This window comes from Methylobacterium sp. PvP105, from assembly GCF_017876975.1.
GTDB lineage: Bacteria > Pseudomonadota > Alphaproteobacteria > Rhizobiales > Beijerinckiaceae > Methylobacterium > Methylobacterium radiotolerans.
In genome coordinates this window covers 4,872,501-4,888,908 of record NZ_JAGIPA010000001.1, presented here as the reverse complement: position 1 = coordinate 4,888,908, position 16,408 = coordinate 4,872,501, and the positions used below count along the sequence as shown (strand labels likewise).

19 protein-coding genes are annotated in these 16,408 nt (G+C 71.6%); 13 read left to right on the top strand and 6 right to left on the bottom strand.

What is annotated here, in order from left to right; all coding sequences use genetic code 11:
- The first annotated feature begins 18 nt into the window (after positions 1–18).
- The 5 genes from rpmH to J3A75_RS23915 all read left to right on the top strand — a co-directional run bounded on the left by rpmH (position 19) and on the right by J3A75_RS23915 (position 3,742).
- Positions 19–153: a 50S ribosomal protein L34 gene (gene rpmH / locus J3A75_RS23935; protein WP_007558110.1), complete on the top strand. Its 135-nt coding sequence runs from the start codon at positions 19–21 to the stop codon at positions 151–153.
- 78 nt (positions 154–231) lie between these two features.
- Complete coding sequence (gene rnpA, locus J3A75_RS23930; RefSeq protein ID WP_070999961.1) at positions 232–852, top strand: ribonuclease P protein component; 621 nt, start codon at positions 232–234, stop codon at positions 850–852.
- Positions 842–2,695 (top strand): membrane protein insertase YidC, encoded by a 1,854-nt coding sequence (yidC, locus tag J3A75_RS23925; protein WP_012320442.1) that lies wholly within the window; start codon positions 842–844, stop codon positions 2,693–2,695. The genes rnpA and yidC overlap by 11 nt, the downstream gene beginning before the upstream one ends.
- A 13-nt stretch (positions 2,696–2,708) precedes the next feature.
- Positions 2,709–3,362 carry a ribosome biogenesis GTP-binding protein YihA/YsxC gene (yihA, locus tag J3A75_RS23920; RefSeq protein WP_012320441.1) on the top strand — a complete coding sequence of 218 codons (654 nt, stop codon included), beginning with the start codon at positions 2,709–2,711 and terminating at the stop codon, positions 3,360–3,362.
- Complete coding sequence (locus tag J3A75_RS23915; protein WP_070999960.1) at positions 3,359–3,742, top strand: DUF423 domain-containing protein; 384 nt, start codon at positions 3,359–3,361, stop codon at positions 3,740–3,742. The genes yihA and J3A75_RS23915 overlap by 4 nt, the downstream gene beginning before the upstream one ends.
- A gap of 66 nt (positions 3,743–3,808) precedes the next feature.
- Here the strand turns inward: J3A75_RS23915 and J3A75_RS23910 are convergent, their stop codons facing one another.
- Both J3A75_RS23910 and J3A75_RS23905 read right to left on the bottom strand, forming a co-directional pair.
- The gene (locus J3A75_RS23910; RefSeq protein WP_029360663.1) at positions 3,809–4,483 is read right to left on the bottom strand and encodes a metallophosphoesterase family protein; all 675 of its coding nucleotides are present in this window, start codon (positions 4,481–4,483) and stop codon (positions 3,809–3,811) included.
- Between the two features lie 54 nt (positions 4,484–4,537).
- The gene (locus J3A75_RS23905) at positions 4,538–5,701 is read right to left on the bottom strand and encodes a mandelate racemase/muconate lactonizing enzyme family protein (RefSeq protein ID WP_059409599.1); all 1,164 of its coding nucleotides are present in this window, start codon (positions 5,699–5,701) and stop codon (positions 4,538–4,540) included.
- Positions 5,702–5,819: 118 nt separating this feature from the next.
- On the opposite strand from J3A75_RS23905, the gene J3A75_RS23900 reads away from it, so the two are divergent.
- On the top strand, positions 5,820–6,734 hold the full coding sequence (locus J3A75_RS23900) for a LysR family transcriptional regulator (RefSeq protein WP_209650788.1): 915 nt from the start codon (positions 5,820–5,822) through the stop codon (positions 6,732–6,734).
- On the opposite strand, the gene J3A75_RS23895 is transcribed toward J3A75_RS23900, so the two are convergent.
- On the bottom strand, positions 6,710–7,357 hold the full coding sequence (locus tag J3A75_RS23895) for an RraA family protein (protein ID WP_012320436.1): 648 nt from the start codon (positions 7,355–7,357) through the stop codon (positions 6,710–6,712). The genes J3A75_RS23900 and J3A75_RS23895 overlap by 25 nt on opposite strands.
- Positions 7,358–7,471: 114 nt before the next feature.
- A complete protein-coding gene (locus J3A75_RS23890; protein ID WP_209650787.1) occupies positions 7,472–7,963 on the bottom strand; it encodes a pilus assembly protein N-terminal domain-containing protein in 492 nt (163 codons plus the stop codon).
- Positions 7,964–8,261: 298 nt separating this feature from the next.
- On the opposite strand from J3A75_RS23890, the gene J3A75_RS23885 reads away from it, so the two are divergent.
- The 3 genes from J3A75_RS23885 (at position 8,262) to J3A75_RS23875 (ending at position 9,986) form a co-directional block, all read left to right on the top strand.
- The gene (locus tag J3A75_RS23885) at positions 8,262–8,426 is read left to right on the top strand and encodes a Flp family type IVb pilin (RefSeq protein WP_012320434.1); all 165 of its coding nucleotides are present in this window, start codon (positions 8,262–8,264) and stop codon (positions 8,424–8,426) included.
- A 207-nt stretch (positions 8,427–8,633) separates the two neighbouring features.
- Positions 8,634–9,185 (top strand): prepilin peptidase, encoded by a 552-nt coding sequence (locus tag J3A75_RS23880; protein WP_043074175.1) that lies wholly within the window; start codon positions 8,634–8,636, stop codon positions 9,183–9,185.
- Between the two features lie 66 nt (positions 9,186–9,251).
- Complete coding sequence (locus J3A75_RS23875; RefSeq protein WP_012320432.1) at positions 9,252–9,986, top strand: M48 family metallopeptidase; 735 nt, start codon at positions 9,252–9,254, stop codon at positions 9,984–9,986.
- A 22-nt stretch (positions 9,987–10,008) separates the two neighbouring features.
- Here J3A75_RS23875 and J3A75_RS23870 read toward each other — a convergent pair whose 3' ends face one another.
- Positions 10,009–10,383: a hypothetical protein gene (locus J3A75_RS23870; RefSeq protein WP_012320431.1), complete on the bottom strand. Its 375-nt coding sequence runs from the start codon at positions 10,381–10,383 to the stop codon at positions 10,009–10,011.
- Between the two features lie 186 nt (positions 10,384–10,569).
- Between J3A75_RS23870 and J3A75_RS23865 the strand changes: the two genes are divergently transcribed.
- The 4 genes from J3A75_RS23865 (at position 10,570) to J3A75_RS23850 (ending at position 15,452) form a co-directional block, all read left to right on the top strand.
- Positions 10,570–11,103 carry an invasion associated locus B family protein gene (locus J3A75_RS23865; protein ID WP_012320430.1) on the top strand — a complete coding sequence of 178 codons (534 nt, stop codon included), beginning with the start codon at positions 10,570–10,572 and terminating at the stop codon, positions 11,101–11,103.
- A gap of 23 nt (positions 11,104–11,126) precedes the next feature.
- The gene (locus J3A75_RS23860; protein ID WP_012320429.1) at positions 11,127–11,801 is read left to right on the top strand and encodes a hypothetical protein; all 675 of its coding nucleotides are present in this window, start codon (positions 11,127–11,129) and stop codon (positions 11,799–11,801) included.
- Between the two features lie 127 nt (positions 11,802–11,928).
- Entirely contained in the window at positions 11,929–13,836 is a 1,908-nt protein-coding gene (locus tag J3A75_RS23855) for a glycosyltransferase family 2 protein (protein ID WP_199825800.1), read from the top strand.
- A complete protein-coding gene (locus tag J3A75_RS23850) occupies positions 13,833–15,452 on the top strand; it encodes a glycosyltransferase (protein WP_070999957.1) in 1,620 nt (539 codons plus the stop codon). Before J3A75_RS23855 ends, J3A75_RS23850 begins: the two co-directional genes overlap by 4 nt.
- Positions 15,453–15,458: 6 nt before the next feature.
- Here the strand turns inward: J3A75_RS23850 and purC are convergent, their stop codons facing one another.
- Complete coding sequence (gene purC, locus J3A75_RS23845; RefSeq protein WP_010684691.1) at positions 15,459–16,253, bottom strand: phosphoribosylaminoimidazolesuccinocarboxamide synthase; 795 nt, start codon at positions 16,251–16,253, stop codon at positions 15,459–15,461.
- Positions 16,254–16,408 lie beyond the last annotated feature (155 nt).

Genomic DNA, 16,408 nt, shown 5'->3' with positions numbered 1-16,408 from the left:
CTTTGAAGGCTCTGAGCCATGAAGAGAACCTACCAGCCGAGCAAGCTCGTCCGTAAGCGCCGTCACGGGTTCCGTGCGCGCATGGCCACCGCCGGCGGCCGCAAGGTCATCGCGCGCCGTCGCGCCCATGGCCGCAAGCGCCTGTCGGCCTGAGGCCTGATCCTCGCCGGCGCGGACGCCCCGGGCATCCGCGCCACGAGGCAAGTGGTATCGGCCGGGATCGAACCATCGATGGCGACGATCGAGCGGCTCAAGAAACGACCCGACTTCCTGGCGGCGGCCGAGGGACGTCGCTTCCACACCGAGCGGATGACCGCGCAGGGGCGTCTTCGGAACCCGGACGCTTGTCCCGGCCTCCGTCTCGGGTTCACCATCACCAAGCGTGTCGGTCACGCGACGGAGCGCAACCGCATCCGGCGCCGCCTCCGCGCGGCCCTGAGCGTGGTCGCGTCCGACCTGCCGGGCGAGCTCGCGGGCCTTCCGGCCGACATCGTGCTGATCGCCCGCCGTCCCGCCCTGGAAGCCGCCTTCGAGACCCTCACCGAGGATCTGCGTCGCGCGATTCCCGCGGTGACCCGCCCGGCGGCGGCCCGCGGGGACAGGCCCTCCGGCCGGTCCGGTGGCCGGCGCTCCGGGCCGACCCCCGACAAGACCCTATCTCAGACGTCCTCTTTCCCGCACGAAGCCGGCCGCGCCTCCGCGCAGGCGGCCCCGACCGGCGGAGCCGACATCGGCCCGTCGCAGGGGTGCGACAGAGATCCCCGAATCACAGGCGCGCGCAGGTCCTCCAGGGCCGGCGACGCTCCTGTTGCCACTCCGAACGCGTGCGGCGGTGTCCCTGATGGGCAATGACAAGACGAACATGTTCGTGGCCATCGGCCTGTCGCTGCTGGTGCTGCTCGGGTGGCAGTACTTCGTGGCCGGCCCGCGCATGGAGCAGCAGCGCCAGATCGAGGCGCAGAACAAGGCCGCGCAGCAGCAGCCCCCGGGCGTGACCCCGGACGGCGTGCCCTCGCCGTCCCCGAAGGAGGGCGGCCCGGCCGCGCCCGCGCCCGGCACGCTGCCGACCGCCCAGGGCGGCCCGGTCTCCCGCGAGGCGGCGCTGGCCCGCTCGCCGCGCGTGCGGATCGAGACCCCGGCGCTCTCGGGCTCGATCGCCCTGAAGGGCGGCCGCGTCGACGACGTCTCGCTCAAGAACTACCACGAGACCATCGACCCCAAGAGCCCCGAGATCGTGCTGTTCTCGCCGGCCGGGACCGAGACGCCCTACTACGCCGAGTTCGGCTGGGTCGGCGCCAATGCCGGTCCGCTGCCGACCAACGACACCCTGTGGACCAGCGACGGCAAGACGCTCTCGCCCGGCATGCCCGTGACCCTGACCTGGGACAACGGCGCCGGCCTCGTCTTCAAGCGGATCATCGCGGTCGACGACAAGTACATGTTCACGATCCGCGACGAGGTCGAGAACAAGGGCTCGGGCGCGATCACGCTGTACCCGTACAGCCTCGTCTCCCGCTGGGGTAAGCCGCACACCCAGGGCTACTACGTCCTGCACGAGGGCATGATCGGCTATCTGGGCAACGACGGCCTGCAGGAATTCACCTACGACAAGCTCGCCAAGGAGGGCGCCTACGGCGGTGCCAACACCAAGGGCAAGGCCTGGACCGGCGTGACCGGCGGCTTCGTCGGCATCACCGACAAGTACTGGGCGGCGGCCGCGATCCCCGATCAGGACACGCCCTACACCGGCGCCTTCACCGACCGGACCGACGGTGCCACCAACGTCTACCAGGCGAGCGTGCGCGGCGACGCCGTGAACCTCGCGGCGGGTGCCTCGGCCACTGCGACGCAGCGGCTGTTCGCGGGCGCCAAGGAAGTCAACGTCATCAACAACTACGAGAAGGATCTCGGCATCAAGCACTTCGATCTGATGATCGACTGGGGCTGGTTCTTCTTCATCACCAAGCCGATGTTCCGGGCGCTGGACTTCTTCTACCACCTATTCGGCAACTTCGGCGTCTCGATCCTGGTGGTGACCTTCTGCCTGAAGCTGCTGTTCCTGCCGATCGCGAACCGGTCCTACGTCTCCATGGCCAAGATGAAGGCCGTGCAGCCGGAGATGGCCGCCATCCGCGAGCGGTACAAGGACGACCGCATGAAGCAGCAGCAGGCCACGATGGAGCTGTACAAGAAGGAGAAGATCAACCCGGTCGCCGGCTGCTGGCCGGTGCTGATCCAGATCCCGGTCTTCTTCGCGCTCTACAAGGTCCTGTTCATCACCATCGAGATGCGCCACGCGCCGTTCTTCGGCTGGATCCGCGACCTCGCGGCGCCGGATCCGACGAGCATCGTGAACCTGTTCGGCCTGCTGCCGTTCCCGGCGCCCGATTTCGTGCACCTGGGCGTCTGGCCGATCATCATGGGCATCACGATGTTCGTGCAGATGAAGATGAATCCCGCGCCGCCGGACCCGGTCCAGGCGCAGATCTTCACCTTCATGCCGATCGTGTTCACCTTCATGCTGGGCTCGTTCCCCGCTGGCCTCGTGATCTACTGGGCCTGGAACAACACCCTGTCGGTGATCCAGCAGTACGTCATCATGCGCCGCAACGGCGTGAAGGTGGAGTTGTGGGACAACCTGCGATCGACGTTCCGCCGCGGCAACGGCACCAAGGCGGCCGCCACCAAGAGCTGACAGGCGACACGCCGTGACCGACACCAACGACGACGCGGCCGACCTCGCCGAGGCCGGCCGCCTTCTCTTCGCCGGCGCCGCCGACTTCTACGCGGCCGCCCAGACCCTCGACCGTCTGCCCCCGATGGAGGGCGTCGAGATCGCCTTCGCGGGCCGCTCGAACGTCGGCAAGTCGAGCCTGATCAACGCGCTGACCGGGCGGAACACCCTGGCGCGGACCTCGCACACGCCGGGGCGGACGCAGCAGCTCAACTTCTTCCGGATCGGCGAGCGCCTGTCGCTGGTCGACATGCCCGGCTACGGCTACGCCGCCGTCGAGAAGGCCAAGGTCGAGGCGTGGACCCGTCTGATCCATTCCTACCTCAAGGGCCGCACCAACCTCGCCCGGGTGTTCATGCTCATCGACGCCCGGCACGGCTTCAAGTCGATCGACACCGACGTGCTCGACGGCCTCGACAAGGCCGCGGTGAGCTACCAGGTCGTTCTGACCAAGGGCGATTCCCTCAAGAAGGGCGAGGTCGCCAGCCGCATCGCCGGGATCGAGGCGGGTCTCGCCAAGCGTCCGGCCGCCTACCCGCAGGTGATCCTCACCTCGAGCCGGGACGATTCCGGCGTGCCGGATCTGCGCGCGGCCATCGCCAAGCTCCTGGTGGAGCGCGGCGCGTGAGACTCGCGGGGATCGACCGCGCGCTCGCGGCGCTCGCCGGCCTCGCCGGGCTGCTCGGCGTCGCGCTGAGCGCCGCCGCGGCGCACATCCCCGGGGCGGATTCGCAGAAGACGGCGGCGCAGTTCCTGCTGTTCCACGCCCCCGCGATCCTGGCGCTCGTCGGCTTCGGGGCCTCGGGCCTCGCCCGGGCCGGTCTCGCGCGCGTCGCGGCCGGACTCCTGATCGCCGGCCTGATCCTGTTCTGCGGCGACCTCTCGGTGCGCGCTTGGCTCCAGCACGCGCTCTTCCCGATGGCTGCGCCGACGGGCGGCTTCGCCCTGATGGCCGGGTGGCTCGTGGGGATCCTCTGCGCTCTGGTGCCTGCGCGACGCGCGGCCTGAGATCAGTCCCGAGCCTCGACGAAGCCGGAGGCGTCGCGCCGGCCGCCGCGGCGGTGCGTCCGAGCCTCAGCCCGCCCGCACCTGCAGGAAGTCCAGGGCCGGTCCCTGCGCGTCCGAGAAGATCCCGGCGGTGAGCGCGCCGCCGTAGACGGCCGCGGTGTCGAGGTTGGTGCGGAACCGGCGCACCTCCGGGCGCCCGCTCCGTTGCGGCGTGTGGCCGTGGACCACGTGCCGTCCGAAATCGTGGTCGCCCTCGAGAAACGGCTCGCGGATCCACAGGCGATCGTGCGCGTCCGAATCGCGGGCGTCCGCGCCGGGCCGCAGGCCGGCATGCACGTACCAGTGGGCGCCGTCACCGTGCAGCGTCGGGAGCGCCTCGATCCAGTCGAGGGTGTCCCGGGGAAGGCCGGCGGGGTCCCGCGCGCCGAACGCGTCGAGCGTCGCCTCGCCGCCGTTGTACATCCAGTGCGCGGCCGCGCTTCCCGTCTGGAGCGCGTCGAGCAGCATCCGCTCGTGATTGCCCATCAGACAGACGACGCGCTCGGGCTCGGCCCAGTTCAGGCGGCTCACGGTGCGGAGCACCGCGGCGCTGTCCGGACCGCGGTCGATGTAGTCCCCGAGGAAGACCAGCCGGTGGGGACGGTCGCCGGCATGGCCGGCGATCCGCTCCAGCAGCGCGTCGAGCAGGGCGGCGCAGCCGTGGACGTCGCCGATCGCGTAGGTGAGGGGGCCCGAATCCATCGCGCCATCGTCCACCGCGGCGTCGCGCTCCGCAAGGCCACCCGGGTGGGCGCGCTACGCCGCGAGGGCGCGCATCTCCGCGATCAGGTCCGACTTGCCCTCGAAGCCGATGCCCGGCAGGTCCGGCATGGTGATGTGGCCGTCCTCGACCCGCACCCCGTCGGGAAAGCCGCCGTAGGGCTGGAAGAGATCCGGGTAGCTCTCGTTGCCGCCGAGGCCGAGGCCGGCCGCGATGTTGAGCGACATCTGGTGCCCGCCATGCGGGATGCAGCGGGAGGCCGACCAGCCGAACTCGGCCAGCACGTCGAGGGTGCGCAGGTACTCCACCAGCCCGTACGACAGGGCGCAGTCGAACTGCAGCCAGTCGCGGTCGGGCCGCATGTTGCCGTAGCGCAGGAGATTGCGCGCATCCTGGTGCGAGAACAGGTTCTCGCCGGTGGCTATCGGCCCGGGATAGTAGGGCGCGAGCGCCGCCTGGAGCGCGTAGTCGAGCGGGTCGCCCGCCTCCTCGTACCAGAACAGCGGGTACTGCCGCAGCATCCGTGCGTACGCGATGGCGGTCTCGAGATCGAAGCGGCCGTTGGCGTCGACCGCGAGACGTCCCCGTCCGCCGATCTCGGCGAGCACGGCCTCGATCCGGCGCCGATCCGCGTCGATCGGCGCGCCACCGATCTTCATCTTCACGACCGTGTAGCCGCGGTCGAGATAGCCGCGCATCTCGGCGCGGAGGGCGGAATCGTCCTTTCCGGGATAGTAGTAGCCGCCCGCCGCGTAGACGAAGACCCGCGGGTCGGCGGCGACGCCCTTCCGCTCGGCGAGCATCCGGAACAGCGGCTTCCCGGCGATCTTCGCCGTCGCATCCCAGATCGCCATGTCGAGGGTGCCCACCGCCACCGAGCGCTCGCCGTGGCCGCCCGGCTTCTCGTTGCGCATCATCGCGGCCCAGACCCGGTGCGGATCGAGGTTGTCGCCCGCCTCCGTCAGGAGGCTCGCCGGATCGGCCTCCAGGATCCGGTCGCGGAAGCGCTCGCGGATCAGGCCGCCCTGGCCGTAGCGGCCGTTCGAGTTGAAGCCGTAGCCGACGACCCGCCGGCCGTCGCGCACCGCGTCGGTGACCACAGCGACGAGGCTCGTGGTCATCTTCGAGAAGTCGATGTAGGCGTTGCGGATCGGCGAGGCGATCGGCTTGGTGACCTCGCGGACGTCGACGATGCGCATGGCTGTCCTCCCGGTGTGTCCCGGTGCCGTAGCGCCGCTCGCACCCGGGCAGCCAATGCCGTTTCCGGCGCGCGCGATGCGCGAACGGCATCGGCCCGTCCTGTCGGAGAGGCGCGCCATGGATCTGGACTGGGTGAGGGATTTCCTCGCGCTCGCCGAGCACCGGACCTTCTCGCGGGCCGCCGAGGCCCGGAACGTGACGCAGCCGGCCTTCAGCCGACGGATCCGCGCGCTGGAGGAGTGGGTTGGGACGCCGCTGTTCCTGCGGAGCGCGCGAGGGGCAGGCCTGACCGCCGCGGGAGCGCGCTTCCGGCCGGGCGCCGAGGAGCTGCTGCGGGGCCTGGATCGGGCGCGCGGCGAGGCCCGGGCCGCCGGTGCGCGCGCGGACGCGAGCCTCGCGATCGCGGCGACGCACGCGCTGTCGTTCACGTTCTTCCCAAGCTGGATCCGGCAGCACGCGCCCTTCGAGATGCTCGGCGCCCTCAACCTGATCTCGGACAGCATGGCGGCCTGCGAGGCCATCCTGCTGGCCGGCGAGGTGCAGCTGCTCCTGTGCCACCATCGCGCGGACCTGCCCACGCGCCTGGACGATGGCCGCTGCGAGTCCGTCCGCGTCGGCGCGGACAGCCTGGTGCCGCTCTGCGCTCCGATATCCGGCGGGGCGCCGCTCTGGCCGCTAAGCAGGCCGGTCCGCTACCTCGCCTACGGCGAGGCCTCCGGGCTCGGGCGGATCCTCGCGGCGAGCGGGGTGGCGGCCGGCCACGAGCCGGCCTTCACGTCGTACCTGGCGGCGACGCTGATGACCATGGCGCAGGGAGGCGACGGTGTCGCGTGGCTCCCGGCGACGCTCGCGGAGGCGGCGATCGCGCGCGGCCTGCTCGTTCGGGCAGGTTCCCAGGAGCTGGACGTTCCGGTGGAGATCCGGCTGTTCCGGGCGCGGGGGAGCCGCGGCGGCGCGGCCGAGGCCCTGTGGCAGCGCCTGCACGCGCCCGGACCTGACCGGCCCGATCAGCCCGTCGCCACCCGGGCGTAGCGGCCGTCGTAGCGGCCGGCCCGGATCTGCTCCAGAACCTCCGCCTCGCGGGCCGCCTGCGCCCGCACGGCGTCGAGCAGGGCCGCCGCGTCGCCGGGCGGGAAGGAGACGACGCCGTCGGCGTCGCCGACCACCACGTCCCCGGGATTCACCGTCCAGCCGCCGACGCAGACCGGCCCGTTGATCGCGCCGGGGCCGGTCTTGAACGGGCCCCGCGGCGTCGCGTCACGGGCGTAGCAGGGAAAGTCCGAGCCCGCGAAGGCCGCCGTGTCGCGCACGGCGCCGTCGATCACGAAACCGGCCACGCCCCGGCTCTCGGCGATCGCCTTCATGATGTCGCCCACCAGCGCGCGGCTCGTGTCGCCGCCGCCGTCGACCACGATCACGTCGCCGGGACGGACCTCTTCCAGAGCCTGATGGATGGCGAGGTTGTCGCCGCTCCGGACGCGAACCGTGAAGGCCGTGCCGACGAGTGGTCCGCCGCGGTGGAACGGGCGCAGGCCGGCCAGGACCGGCATCCGCGCCAGGCAGTCGCTGATCGTGGCCGTCGAGACGTCTCGGAAAGCCGCCAGCACAGCCGGGTCGACGGCGGGCGGCGGCGGATGGCGGGTGATGGCGGACATCGGCCTCTGCGTCTCCCTGGCGTCATCGCTCCCGCGGCATCGCGGCGTATCGGCGGGGGCCTGGGGGATCCTGCCCCAGGCCGCGGCCGGTGTCGCGGCGGAACCCCGCCGCGATCAGTGATCGGCCGCCGGAACCGCGCCGCCGCCGCCGGTCGCGAGCTTGCGACGGGCGTCGGCCTGACCGCTCGTCGCACCGAAATAGCTGGCCGAGTCGCCGAGCTGCACCGACGGCTGGCAGCCCGGCGTGCACGACAGGGATTCCCGATCGAGGCCGCGCTGCACCGTGATGGTCGAGTCCCGCGACGCCTCGACCCGGATGGTCGTCTCGGCGATCATGGCGCCGCCGTTGTCGAGGGCGATCAGGTTGGTGGAGCCGAAGCTCTTGCCGGTGAGCACGAGCACGCCGTTCTTCTGCGGCGTCACCTCGGCGATGATCGGGTTCCCGACGATGACGGTCGACGTCTTCTCCGGCAGGCGGAGCACCTTGGCGTTGTCCACGAGAACGGTCACGACGGGCAGGAGATCGGGCTGCCCGGCCGCGGCCGCGGCGCCCGTCAGCAGGACGACGAGGCCGGCTCGGCCCGCGATCGACAGGGTGCGACGCATCGGGGTTCCTCAAGACGGCGGGCGGTCCACGCGATCCGGCCCGATGCCTCAGGCTAGCGCGGAACCCGTGAAGGAAGCGCTAAGCAAGACCAAGTCGCGGCACTGTGCCGTATCGGGGAAACCCAACCTTCACCAAACTCGCAGCGAGACGGCGTTTTACGTCGGTGCGGGATCGATTTAACCGATTTTCAAGGCGTAATCGGCAGTCTGTGCAGGCCGCCGATCGAGACCTGAAAATTCTTCATCGGGCATCGCGCAAGTTTTATCTCGCTCTGTGTTGGTCGAAGGATCACCCTCTATGAAGACCCTGTTCACGCGTTTCGCTTCGGACGAGTCCGGCGCCACCGCGATCGAGTACGGCATGATCGCGGCCCTCATCGCCGTGGCCATCATCACCGCGCTGAAGACCGTCGGCACCAGCCTGACCAGCAAGTTCAGCCAGATCTCCGGCAACCTGAACTGATCGAGACCCGTCCGATCTGCGGCAGGTTCGAGACAGCCCGCCTCTCCCCGAGACCCGGAGAGAGGCGGGGGATCCCGGCCTGCCGGGATCGTCGTTCTTCGCGGCGGCGGTGGCCGCCCGGCACATCCGAGATCCGGACCGGCAGCGAGACCGCTGGGTCGGGTCGAATCCCGTGACGCGACAGGCTTCGACGAGATGGGCGCCGAGATGGTCGGTTCAGCGACGGCAAGCCTGGGACTGACCGGTCTGGGCCCGGCCGGTTTCGGCCTCCTGATCCTGTTCCCCTTCCTGATGGCCTACGCGGCCGCCAGCGACCTGCTCACCATGCTGATCCCGAACCGGATCTCCCTGGCCCTCCTGGCGGGGTTCGCGTTGCTGGCCCTGACGAGCGCGATGAGCTGGACCGAGATCGGCTTCCACTGCGCGGCCGGAGCGGTCGTCCTCCTCGTCACGTTCACGCTGTTCGCCTTCGGCATCATCGGAGGCGGCGACGCGAAGCTCGCGGCCGCCACGGCCCTGTGGCTCGGCTTCGACGGCCTCGGCGACTACCTGCTGGTGGCCTCGGTGTTCGGCGGCGCCCTGACGCTGGCGATCCTGTTGGCGCGGACGCACCCATTGCCCGTCCGGATCGCGCGCATGCCGTTCGCCCTGCACCTGCACGACGCCAAGACCGGGATCCCGTACGGGATCGCCCTGGCCGCGGCGGCGCTCCTCGTCCTCCCCGAGACCGAGGTCTGGACCCGGGCCCTCGCCGGCTGAGTCCGCCGCGGGGATTCAGACGCGCAGGATCTGGAGCCCCGAGCTCGGCTTAGCTAAAAGTCGCGCATGCCCCTCGCGCTGCTGCGTCGCCCCGATCCCGATCATCTTGAGGTCCAGCACGAGGGCGCCAGCCTTCGCATCGCCCTCCGTCGGCGACCGACCGCGCGCCGCATCACGCTCCGCGTCTCGGCCGCCACCGGCGAGGCGGTGATCACCCTGCCGAGCCGGACCGCCATCAACACGGCGCAGCGCTTCGCGGCGAGCCACGCGGGCTGGATCGCGGCGCGTCTCGCCCGCGTGCCGGTCCGCGTGCTGTTCGAGGTCGGCGCCAGCCTGCCGGTCCGCGGTGAGCTTCACCGGATCAGCCAGCGCGGCACCCGGAGCGGCCCCGTTCGCATCGAGTGCGTGGAGGGAGAGCGCGTGCTCTCGGTCTCGTGCGACGCCGCCCACGTGGCGCGCCGGGTCCGAGATTTCCTGGCCCGCGAGGCCAAGCGCGACCTGACCGAAGCGATCGAGCGCTACGCGGCGCAGCTCGGGCAGCGGCCGGTGCGCGTCACGCTGCGCGACACCCGCAGCCGCTGGGGTTCCTGCACGGCCCGCGGCGAGCTCAACTTCTCATGGCGCCTGATCCTCGCGCCGCCGACGGTGCTCGACTATCTGGTCGCCCACGAGATGGCGCATCTGCGCGAGATGAACCACTCGCCGCGCTTCTGGGCCCTGGTGCACGCGCTCTGCCCGCACACCGATGCCGCCGAGGCGTGGCTCAAGCGCCACGGCACCGGCCTGCATCGCTACGGCTGAGCCGTCGTCGTTAGGCCCTGCATCAGCCCTTGGCGCGAAGGACCCGCTGGCGCGCCACCGCATCCGCCGGCCAGCTCGGGCGGGGGTCGACCTGGCCCGGGCTGAGGGTGCGTGGGGCGACGCTGTCGCAGATCTCCCGCTGGCGGATGATCACCGGGTTGCCGAACTCGTCCCGGCGCCGGATCAGGCCGCCGTCGCGGCAGTAGCCGGCGATCGCCGCCTGCCCGTTGCGGCGGCCGTACGGGTTCGCCGCCACGGGCGGATGCTCGATCACCAGCGTGTCGGAGTGGTTCAGCGAGCGTTCGATGTAGGTGGTCTCTCCGACCGGCAGGGACTGGGCTCCCGCCTGCGCGAGGGTGGCCACCAGGCAGGCGGCCGAGAGAGTGAGCGGGCGCATCACGGCGTCAAGATCCGGCGCTGGAGGAGTGTTCGAACACAATCTAGGCCGCTGAAACCGTCACGGGTAGCGCCGACGCGCAACACCGCGCCCGCATCGCTTGACAGCGCGGGGCGGACCATGGTCGGAACACGCCCGATTGTACGGCTCCCGCCGGTCCTCGGCCGGAGCGTTCCGAAGGGATCGGTGGTGCCGCTTCACGCGAGGCTCGTTCGTTTCCGGCGCGCCGCGCTGCCGGTTCTCCTCGCCCTCGTCGCGGCGGCACTCGCGCCCGCCGGGCCGGCCGCGGCTCAGGGCATGGTGCGCAAGACCTTCGACGATTGGCAGCTGCGCTGCGAGACTCCGGCCGGCGCGAAGGCCGAGCAGTGCGCCCTCGTCCAGTATCTCGCCGCCGAGGATCGCCCGAACCTGACCCTCGTGGTGATCGTCCTCAAGACCGCCGACAATCGCGGTTACCTGCTGCGTGTGGTGGCGCCGCTGGGCGTTCTCCTGCCTTCCGGGCTCGGCCTGAAGATCGATCAGACGGATATCGGCCGCGCCGGCTTCGTCCGCTGCCTCACCACCGGCTGCGTGGCCGAGGTCGTCATGGATGACGGGCTGATCCGCCAGTTCAAGAACGGCACGCAGGCCACCTTCATCGTGTTCCAGACGCCCGAGGAGGGCGTCGGCATCCCGCTGTCGATGAAGGGCTTCGCGGCCGGGTTCGACAGCCTGAAATGACGGTGCCGTTCGGGAGCCGTGCGATGATCGGACATCGGAACAGGAGCGTCACGCGGTCCCCGGACATGGCCCGGCGCCGGACCGTCGCTCTCCGGCTCGGCGCCTCGGTGCTCGCCGCGTCGCTCGCCGCCACGGCCCCGGGCCGGGCCGAGGAGGGCAACATCTTCTCCAACCTGTTCAAGTACGGCGGCACGACGGTCCCGCCGTCGCAGCCCGAAGCCCTCGACCCGGCCTATTGCCCGACGGTCGAGGTCGCGGAAGGTGGGGCGGCCTCGCGCACGCTCGCGGGCGACGCGGTGCGCACCCAGTTCTCCCTCGGCCGCCTCGCCCGCGAATGCACGCGGCGTCAGGACGGCTCGATCACCGTCAAGGTGGGCGTCGAGATCAACGTCCTGCTCGGGCCGGCGGGCGCGCCGGGCCGGTTCGATGTGCCGGTCACGTTCCAGATCCGCCACGACGGCAAGACCGTCTCGAGCCGCACTGAGCGAGCCAGCGTCGTCGTCGGGGCCGGCGAGGCGCAGGGCTTCGCCACGATCGTCGCCGACGAACTGCAGGTTCCGGCCGCCATGACGGCCGATTACGACATCGCGGTGGGCGTCGGCACCGGCAAGGGGGCGGGCAAGCCCGCCGCGAAACCGCGCCGGCGCAAACCGGCTGTCGCCGCTGCGCCCGCCGGCGGAGGCGACGCTGCCCAGTGACGCCGCGGCGCGCCTCGGCGATCCGATCCCGCTGATCGCGAAGACCGGTCGCGACAGGATCTGGCTCGGCCGGCCTGTCCGGTTTTGGCTGGAGGCCACGGACGATCCCGCGTTCGATCGTCGCCTCGTGCTCCCGGATCATCCCGCCGGCTGGATCGTGCTGAGCTATGCCGGTGATCCGACGGCGGCGCCCCGGCGCCCGATCCTGCGCGTCCTGCGTGGGTCTGACGAGACCGTTCAGGACTTCGTCCTGCCGGGAGCCTCCCAGGGGCTCGCACACTGGCTCGGACTGATCCCCCCGGATGCGCGGGAGATCCGCCTCTCGGCCGGCGCCGATTTCGCCCTGGAGCGGGTCGGCGCCCGACGCGAGGTCGAGGTGCTCGCGCAGTGCCTCCTGCGCCGGCCCTGGCGCTGCGTCTCCGCCCTGTACGAGCGCGCCCGCGGGTCGGAGCGGCGCTACCGCGACATCCTGCGCGGCGCCTGCGCGGTGACGCCGATGGACCGGTTCCCGTCCTGGGCCGCCGCCCGGACCCGGCCCGCCCGCATCGCGCCCGCCGCCCTGCGGATCCGGTGCGTCCTGCTCGCGCAGCCCGGGGACGCGGCGGCGCTGTCGGCCACGCGGGACGCGCTGAACGCGCAGACGCACCGCCCCGAGTCGATCCGGGTCGCCTGGGCGGGGGCGCCGCCCGCAAAGGCCAGCGGGCCGATGTCGCACCAGGCCTGGGACGAGGCTGCCCGCTTCGACGAGCTTTCCGGCGAGGCGGACGCCCTGTGCCTGCTGCGCGCCGGCGACGTCCCGGAGCCGGAGGCCCTGGCGCTGCTCGCCCGCGCCCTGTCGGGCGCGGACATCGCCTACGGCGACGCGATCGATCCCGACGGCCGGCCGCGGCTGAAGCCGGACTGGAGCCCAGACCTCGCCCTGGCGACGGGGTATCCGGGGTTTCCCCTCCTGCTGTCGAGATCCTGGCTCGCCGCGGCCCTGGCGCGCCCCGCCGGCCGGATGGCCGAGATCGCGCCGGCCATCATGGCCGCCGCGATGACCAGCGCCGCGCGGGTGGCGCACGTCCCACGGATCCTCGCCCGCTCTGCCGGCGATGGCCTGAGCCCGTCCGCTCGGGCGGCGGCTTTCCACGCGCTCCGGGCCGGACGGCCTCAGGTCCGCGCCGGGATCCAAGACGGTGCCGTTCGCCTGGAATGGCCCCTGCCGGATCCGGTGCCGCTGGTCAGCATCGTGATCCCCTCGCGCGACCGCCTCGACCTGATCACCCGCGTCTGCCGCGGGGTGCTCGCCGAGACCGCCTACGCGCCGCTCGAGCTGATCATCGTCGACAACGGCTCGACCGATCCGGCGGTCCTCGACCATTACGCGACCCTGCGCGGCGATCCGCGCGTCCAGATCCTCATGGATCCGCAGCCCTTCAACTTCGCCGCGATGGTCAACGCCGGCGTCGCCGCGGCGTCGGGGACGATCGTCGTGCTGCTGAACAACGACGTCGCCGTGCTGGAGCCCGGCTGGCTCGAGGCCATGGTCCGGCAGGCCTGCCGGCCGGAGGTCGGCGCCGTCGGGGCGAAGCTGCTCTACGGGGACGGTACCCTGCAGCACGCCGGCGTCGTCGTCGGTCTCGGTGGCCGAGCCGGGCACATCCTGCGTCGCCGGCCCGGCGACACGCCGGGTCAGCTCGGCCAGCTGCGCGTCGCGCACGAGGTCTCGGCGGTGACCGCCGCCTGCCTCGCCGTCGCGCGGGAGAAGTATCTGGCGGTGGGCGGATTCGACGCCGAGGCCTTCCCGGTGGATTTCAACGACGTGGATTTCTGCCTGCGCCTCGGCGCCGCCGGCTGGAAGACGGTCTGGACGCCGGCCGCGACGCTGGCCCATCTCGAATCCGTCAGCCGCGGTCCGTCCGTCGGGGCCAAGCGCGCCCGCTTCGAGCAGGAGGCCGCCCGCTTCTCCGAGCGCTGGCGCGCCGTGATCCGGCACGATCCGTTCTACCACCCCGCCCTGTCGGTCACGACCTTCGGCGAGGATCTGGAATGACGCCGCCGGACGGCGCGTCGGGCCGCCGAGCGGCGCCGTATCTCGGAGCGTCGCGCCGCTCCTGGCGCGCGCTGGTGGGCGCGGCGCGCCACGCGCTCGCGCATCCGCGAACGGCGGCCGCGATCGTGGGCGCGCGCCTGACGGGGAAGCGGCTGCGCGCCCGGCAGGCGCTCGCGGCCCTGATCGGGATCGACCATCGGCTCACCCTGCCGCCGGGGATCCTCGACCGCTTCCCGCCGGCACCGGCCGGTCCGGGCGGCGCGATCCGCCTGATCGGCGACGGGGTCCTCGTCGCCGGTGCGCCCGGACGGATCGCGGCCCTGTTCGCGAGCGAGCCCGACCTTCAGGCCCTGTACGGCGACGCCTTGGTGCAGGAGCGACCCGGCGGCGCGGTGCTGCCGCTGCTGCCGCCGGTTTTCGACCCTGACCGGCTCGCGGCCTTCGATTATCTCGGGCCCGTCCTGGCCTGCCGATGCAGCGCCCTCGACCCCGGCGTCGATCCCGGGAGTCCCGCCGAGGCCGCCTTTCGGATCGCGGAGCGCTTCGGCCCCGGCGCGATCGGCCACCTGCCGGAGATCCTGTCCGTCCGGCGCGGCGAGGCGATCGCCGCGACGGATCGTGAAGCGCGACACGCGCCCCATCACGCCACCGTACGCGCCCACCTCGACCGGGCGGGCGGCGCCGGCCTGCGCGTGGCCGTGGGAACGGACGGCCTCGTCGCAGTCGAGCATCCCCTGCCCGAAACGCGGCCCCTGGCCAGCCTGATCGTTCCGACCCGCGACCGCCTGGATCTCCTGCGCCCCTGTCTCGAGAGCCTGCGCAGCTGCACGGACTGGCCGTCGACCGAGATCATCGTCTGCGACAACGACAGTCGCGAGCCCGAGACGCTCGCCTACCTGCGGGCCCTGGAGGGGGAGGGGAGGGGGCACGTCGTGCCCTGGCCCGGGCCGTTCAACTTCGCCGCCATGAACAACGCCGCCGCATCCTGCGCCCGCGGCAGGCTGCTGGTCTTCATCAACAACGACGTCGAGGCCTTCCGGCCCGACTGGCTCTCGCGCATGGCCCGGGAGGCCCTCCGCCCGGATGTGGGGGCCGTCGGTGCCAAGCTCCTCGACGGCGAGGGCCGGATCCAGCACGGCGGCATCGTGCTCGGAACCGGCGGCCTCGTCACTCACGGCCACCGGCACTTTCCGGGGGACGCCCCCGGCTATCTCGGCGCTCTGCGCGTCACGCAGACGGTCTCCGCGGTGACCGCCGCGTGCCTGGTCGTCGAGGCGGAGAAGTTCCGCGCGGTCGGCGGCTTCGACGAGGCGGTCTTCGCGGTCGACTTCAACGATGTCGATCTCTGCCTGCGCCTGAACGCGGCCGGCTACCGCACGCTCCTGGTCCCCGGGGCGGTCCTGCATCACCGCGAGGCCGCGAGCCGCCGCTGGACCCCCGAGGCCCGCGCCCGCCACGCGCGCGAGATCGCCGCGCTGAGAACGCGATGGGGGTCGCTGCTGGTGCAGGACCCCCATTACCATCCGGGTTTCGACCCGGCGCTCTCGACCCACGCGCGACTGCGCGCAGGTTTTCCCGAGGCCGGACCGGCGCCCCTGCGCCGGCCGACAGCCTGACCGGGCCTACTGCACGAGGCGCGGGCCGCCGCCCTGGACCTTCTCGTTCTCCGACATGATGCCGAGCCGCTTGGCGACCTCGGTATAGGCCTCGATCAGGCCGCCGAGATCCTTGCGGAACCGGTCCTTGTCGAGCTTGTCGGAGGACTTGATGTCCCAGAGCCGACAGGAATCCGGGGAGATCTCGTCCGCCACCACGATGCGCATCATGTCGCCTTCCCACAGGCGGCCGGTCTCCATCTTGAAATCGACGAGCCGGATGCCGACGCCGAGGAAGAGGCCGGACAGGAAGTCGTTGACGCGGATCGCCAGCGCCATGATGTCGTCGATCTCCTGGGGCGTCGCCCAGCCGAAAGCCGTGATGTGCTCCTCCGAGACCATCGGGTCGTTCAGCGCGTCGTTCTTGTAGTAGAACTCGATGATCGAGCGCGGCAGCTGGGTGCCTTCCTCAAGACCGAGCCGCGTCGCCAGCGAGCCGGCCGCGACGTTGCGCACAACGACCTCGAGGGGGATGATCTCGACCTCGCGGATCAGCTGCTCGCGCATGTTCAGCCGGCGGATGAAGTGCGTCGGCACGCCGATGTCGTTGAGGTGCTGGAAGACGAACTCCGAGATCCGGTTGTTCAGCACACCCTTGCCGTCGATGACCTCGTGCTTCTTCGCGTTGAAGGCCGTCGCGTCATCCTTGAAGTGCTGGATGAGCGTGCCGGGCTCCGGCCCCTCGTAGAGGACCTTCGCCTTGCCCTCGTAGATGCGACGGCGGCGATTCATAGGCGTGTACCGTGGTTTGAGGAAGTCCATGGGCCGAGGCTCCTGATGCGCGACGATTGGGAGGAATCCGCGGCGCGGCGACCGGACGCGAGGTCGGGCCGCCGGACGGCCTCTGCCCGAGGGCCCCGGCGACCGGCCGCCAAACTAGCGGATGCGGGCTTCCAGCACAACGCGTTAGCCCGCAG

What these genes read in the sequence shown, in the direction of transcription:
- yidC (WP_012320442.1), top strand. Translation starts at nt 842, where the DNA reads ATGGGCAATGACAAGACGAACATGTTCGTGGCCATCGGCCTGTCGCTG.
- J3A75_RS23895 (WP_012320436.1), bottom strand. Translation starts at nt 7,357, where the DNA reads ATGTCCGCCATCACCCGCCATCCGCCGCCGCCCGCCGTCGACCCGGCT.
- J3A75_RS23910 (WP_029360663.1), bottom strand. Translation starts at nt 4,483, where the DNA reads ATGGATTCGGGCCCCCTCACCTACGCGATCGGCGACGTCCACGGCTGC.
- rnpA (WP_070999961.1), top strand. Translation starts at nt 232, where the DNA reads ATGGCGACGATCGAGCGGCTCAAGAAACGACCCGACTTCCTGGCGGCG.
- J3A75_RS23890 (WP_209650787.1), bottom strand. Translation starts at nt 7,963, where the DNA reads ATGCGTCGCACCCTGTCGATCGCGGGCCGAGCCGGCCTCGTCGTCCTG.
- J3A75_RS23860 (WP_012320429.1), top strand. Translation starts at nt 11,127, where the DNA reads ATGATCGGACATCGGAACAGGAGCGTCACGCGGTCCCCGGACATGGCC.
- J3A75_RS23885 (WP_012320434.1), top strand. Translation starts at nt 8,262, where the DNA reads ATGAAGACCCTGTTCACGCGTTTCGCTTCGGACGAGTCCGGCGCCACC.
- J3A75_RS23875 (WP_012320432.1), top strand. Translation starts at nt 9,252, where the DNA reads ATGCCCCTCGCGCTGCTGCGTCGCCCCGATCCCGATCATCTTGAGGTC.
- J3A75_RS23850 (WP_070999957.1), top strand. Translation starts at nt 13,833, where the DNA reads ATGACGCCGCCGGACGGCGCGTCGGGCCGCCGAGCGGCGCCGTATCTC.
- J3A75_RS23905 (WP_059409599.1), bottom strand. Translation starts at nt 5,701, where the DNA reads ATGCGCATCGTCGACGTCCGCGAGGTCACCAAGCCGATCGCCTCGCCG.
- J3A75_RS23870 (WP_012320431.1), bottom strand. Translation starts at nt 10,383, where the DNA reads ATGCGCCCGCTCACTCTCTCGGCCGCCTGCCTGGTGGCCACCCTCGCG.
- purC (WP_010684691.1), bottom strand. Translation starts at nt 16,253, where the DNA reads ATGGACTTCCTCAAACCACGGTACACGCCTATGAATCGCCGCCGTCGC.
- rpmH (WP_007558110.1), top strand. Translation starts at nt 19, where the DNA reads ATGAAGAGAACCTACCAGCCGAGCAAGCTCGTCCGTAAGCGCCGTCAC.
- J3A75_RS23900 (WP_209650788.1), top strand. Translation starts at nt 5,820, where the DNA reads ATGGATCTGGACTGGGTGAGGGATTTCCTCGCGCTCGCCGAGCACCGG.
- J3A75_RS23880 (WP_043074175.1), top strand. Translation starts at nt 8,634, where the DNA reads ATGGTCGGTTCAGCGACGGCAAGCCTGGGACTGACCGGTCTGGGCCCG.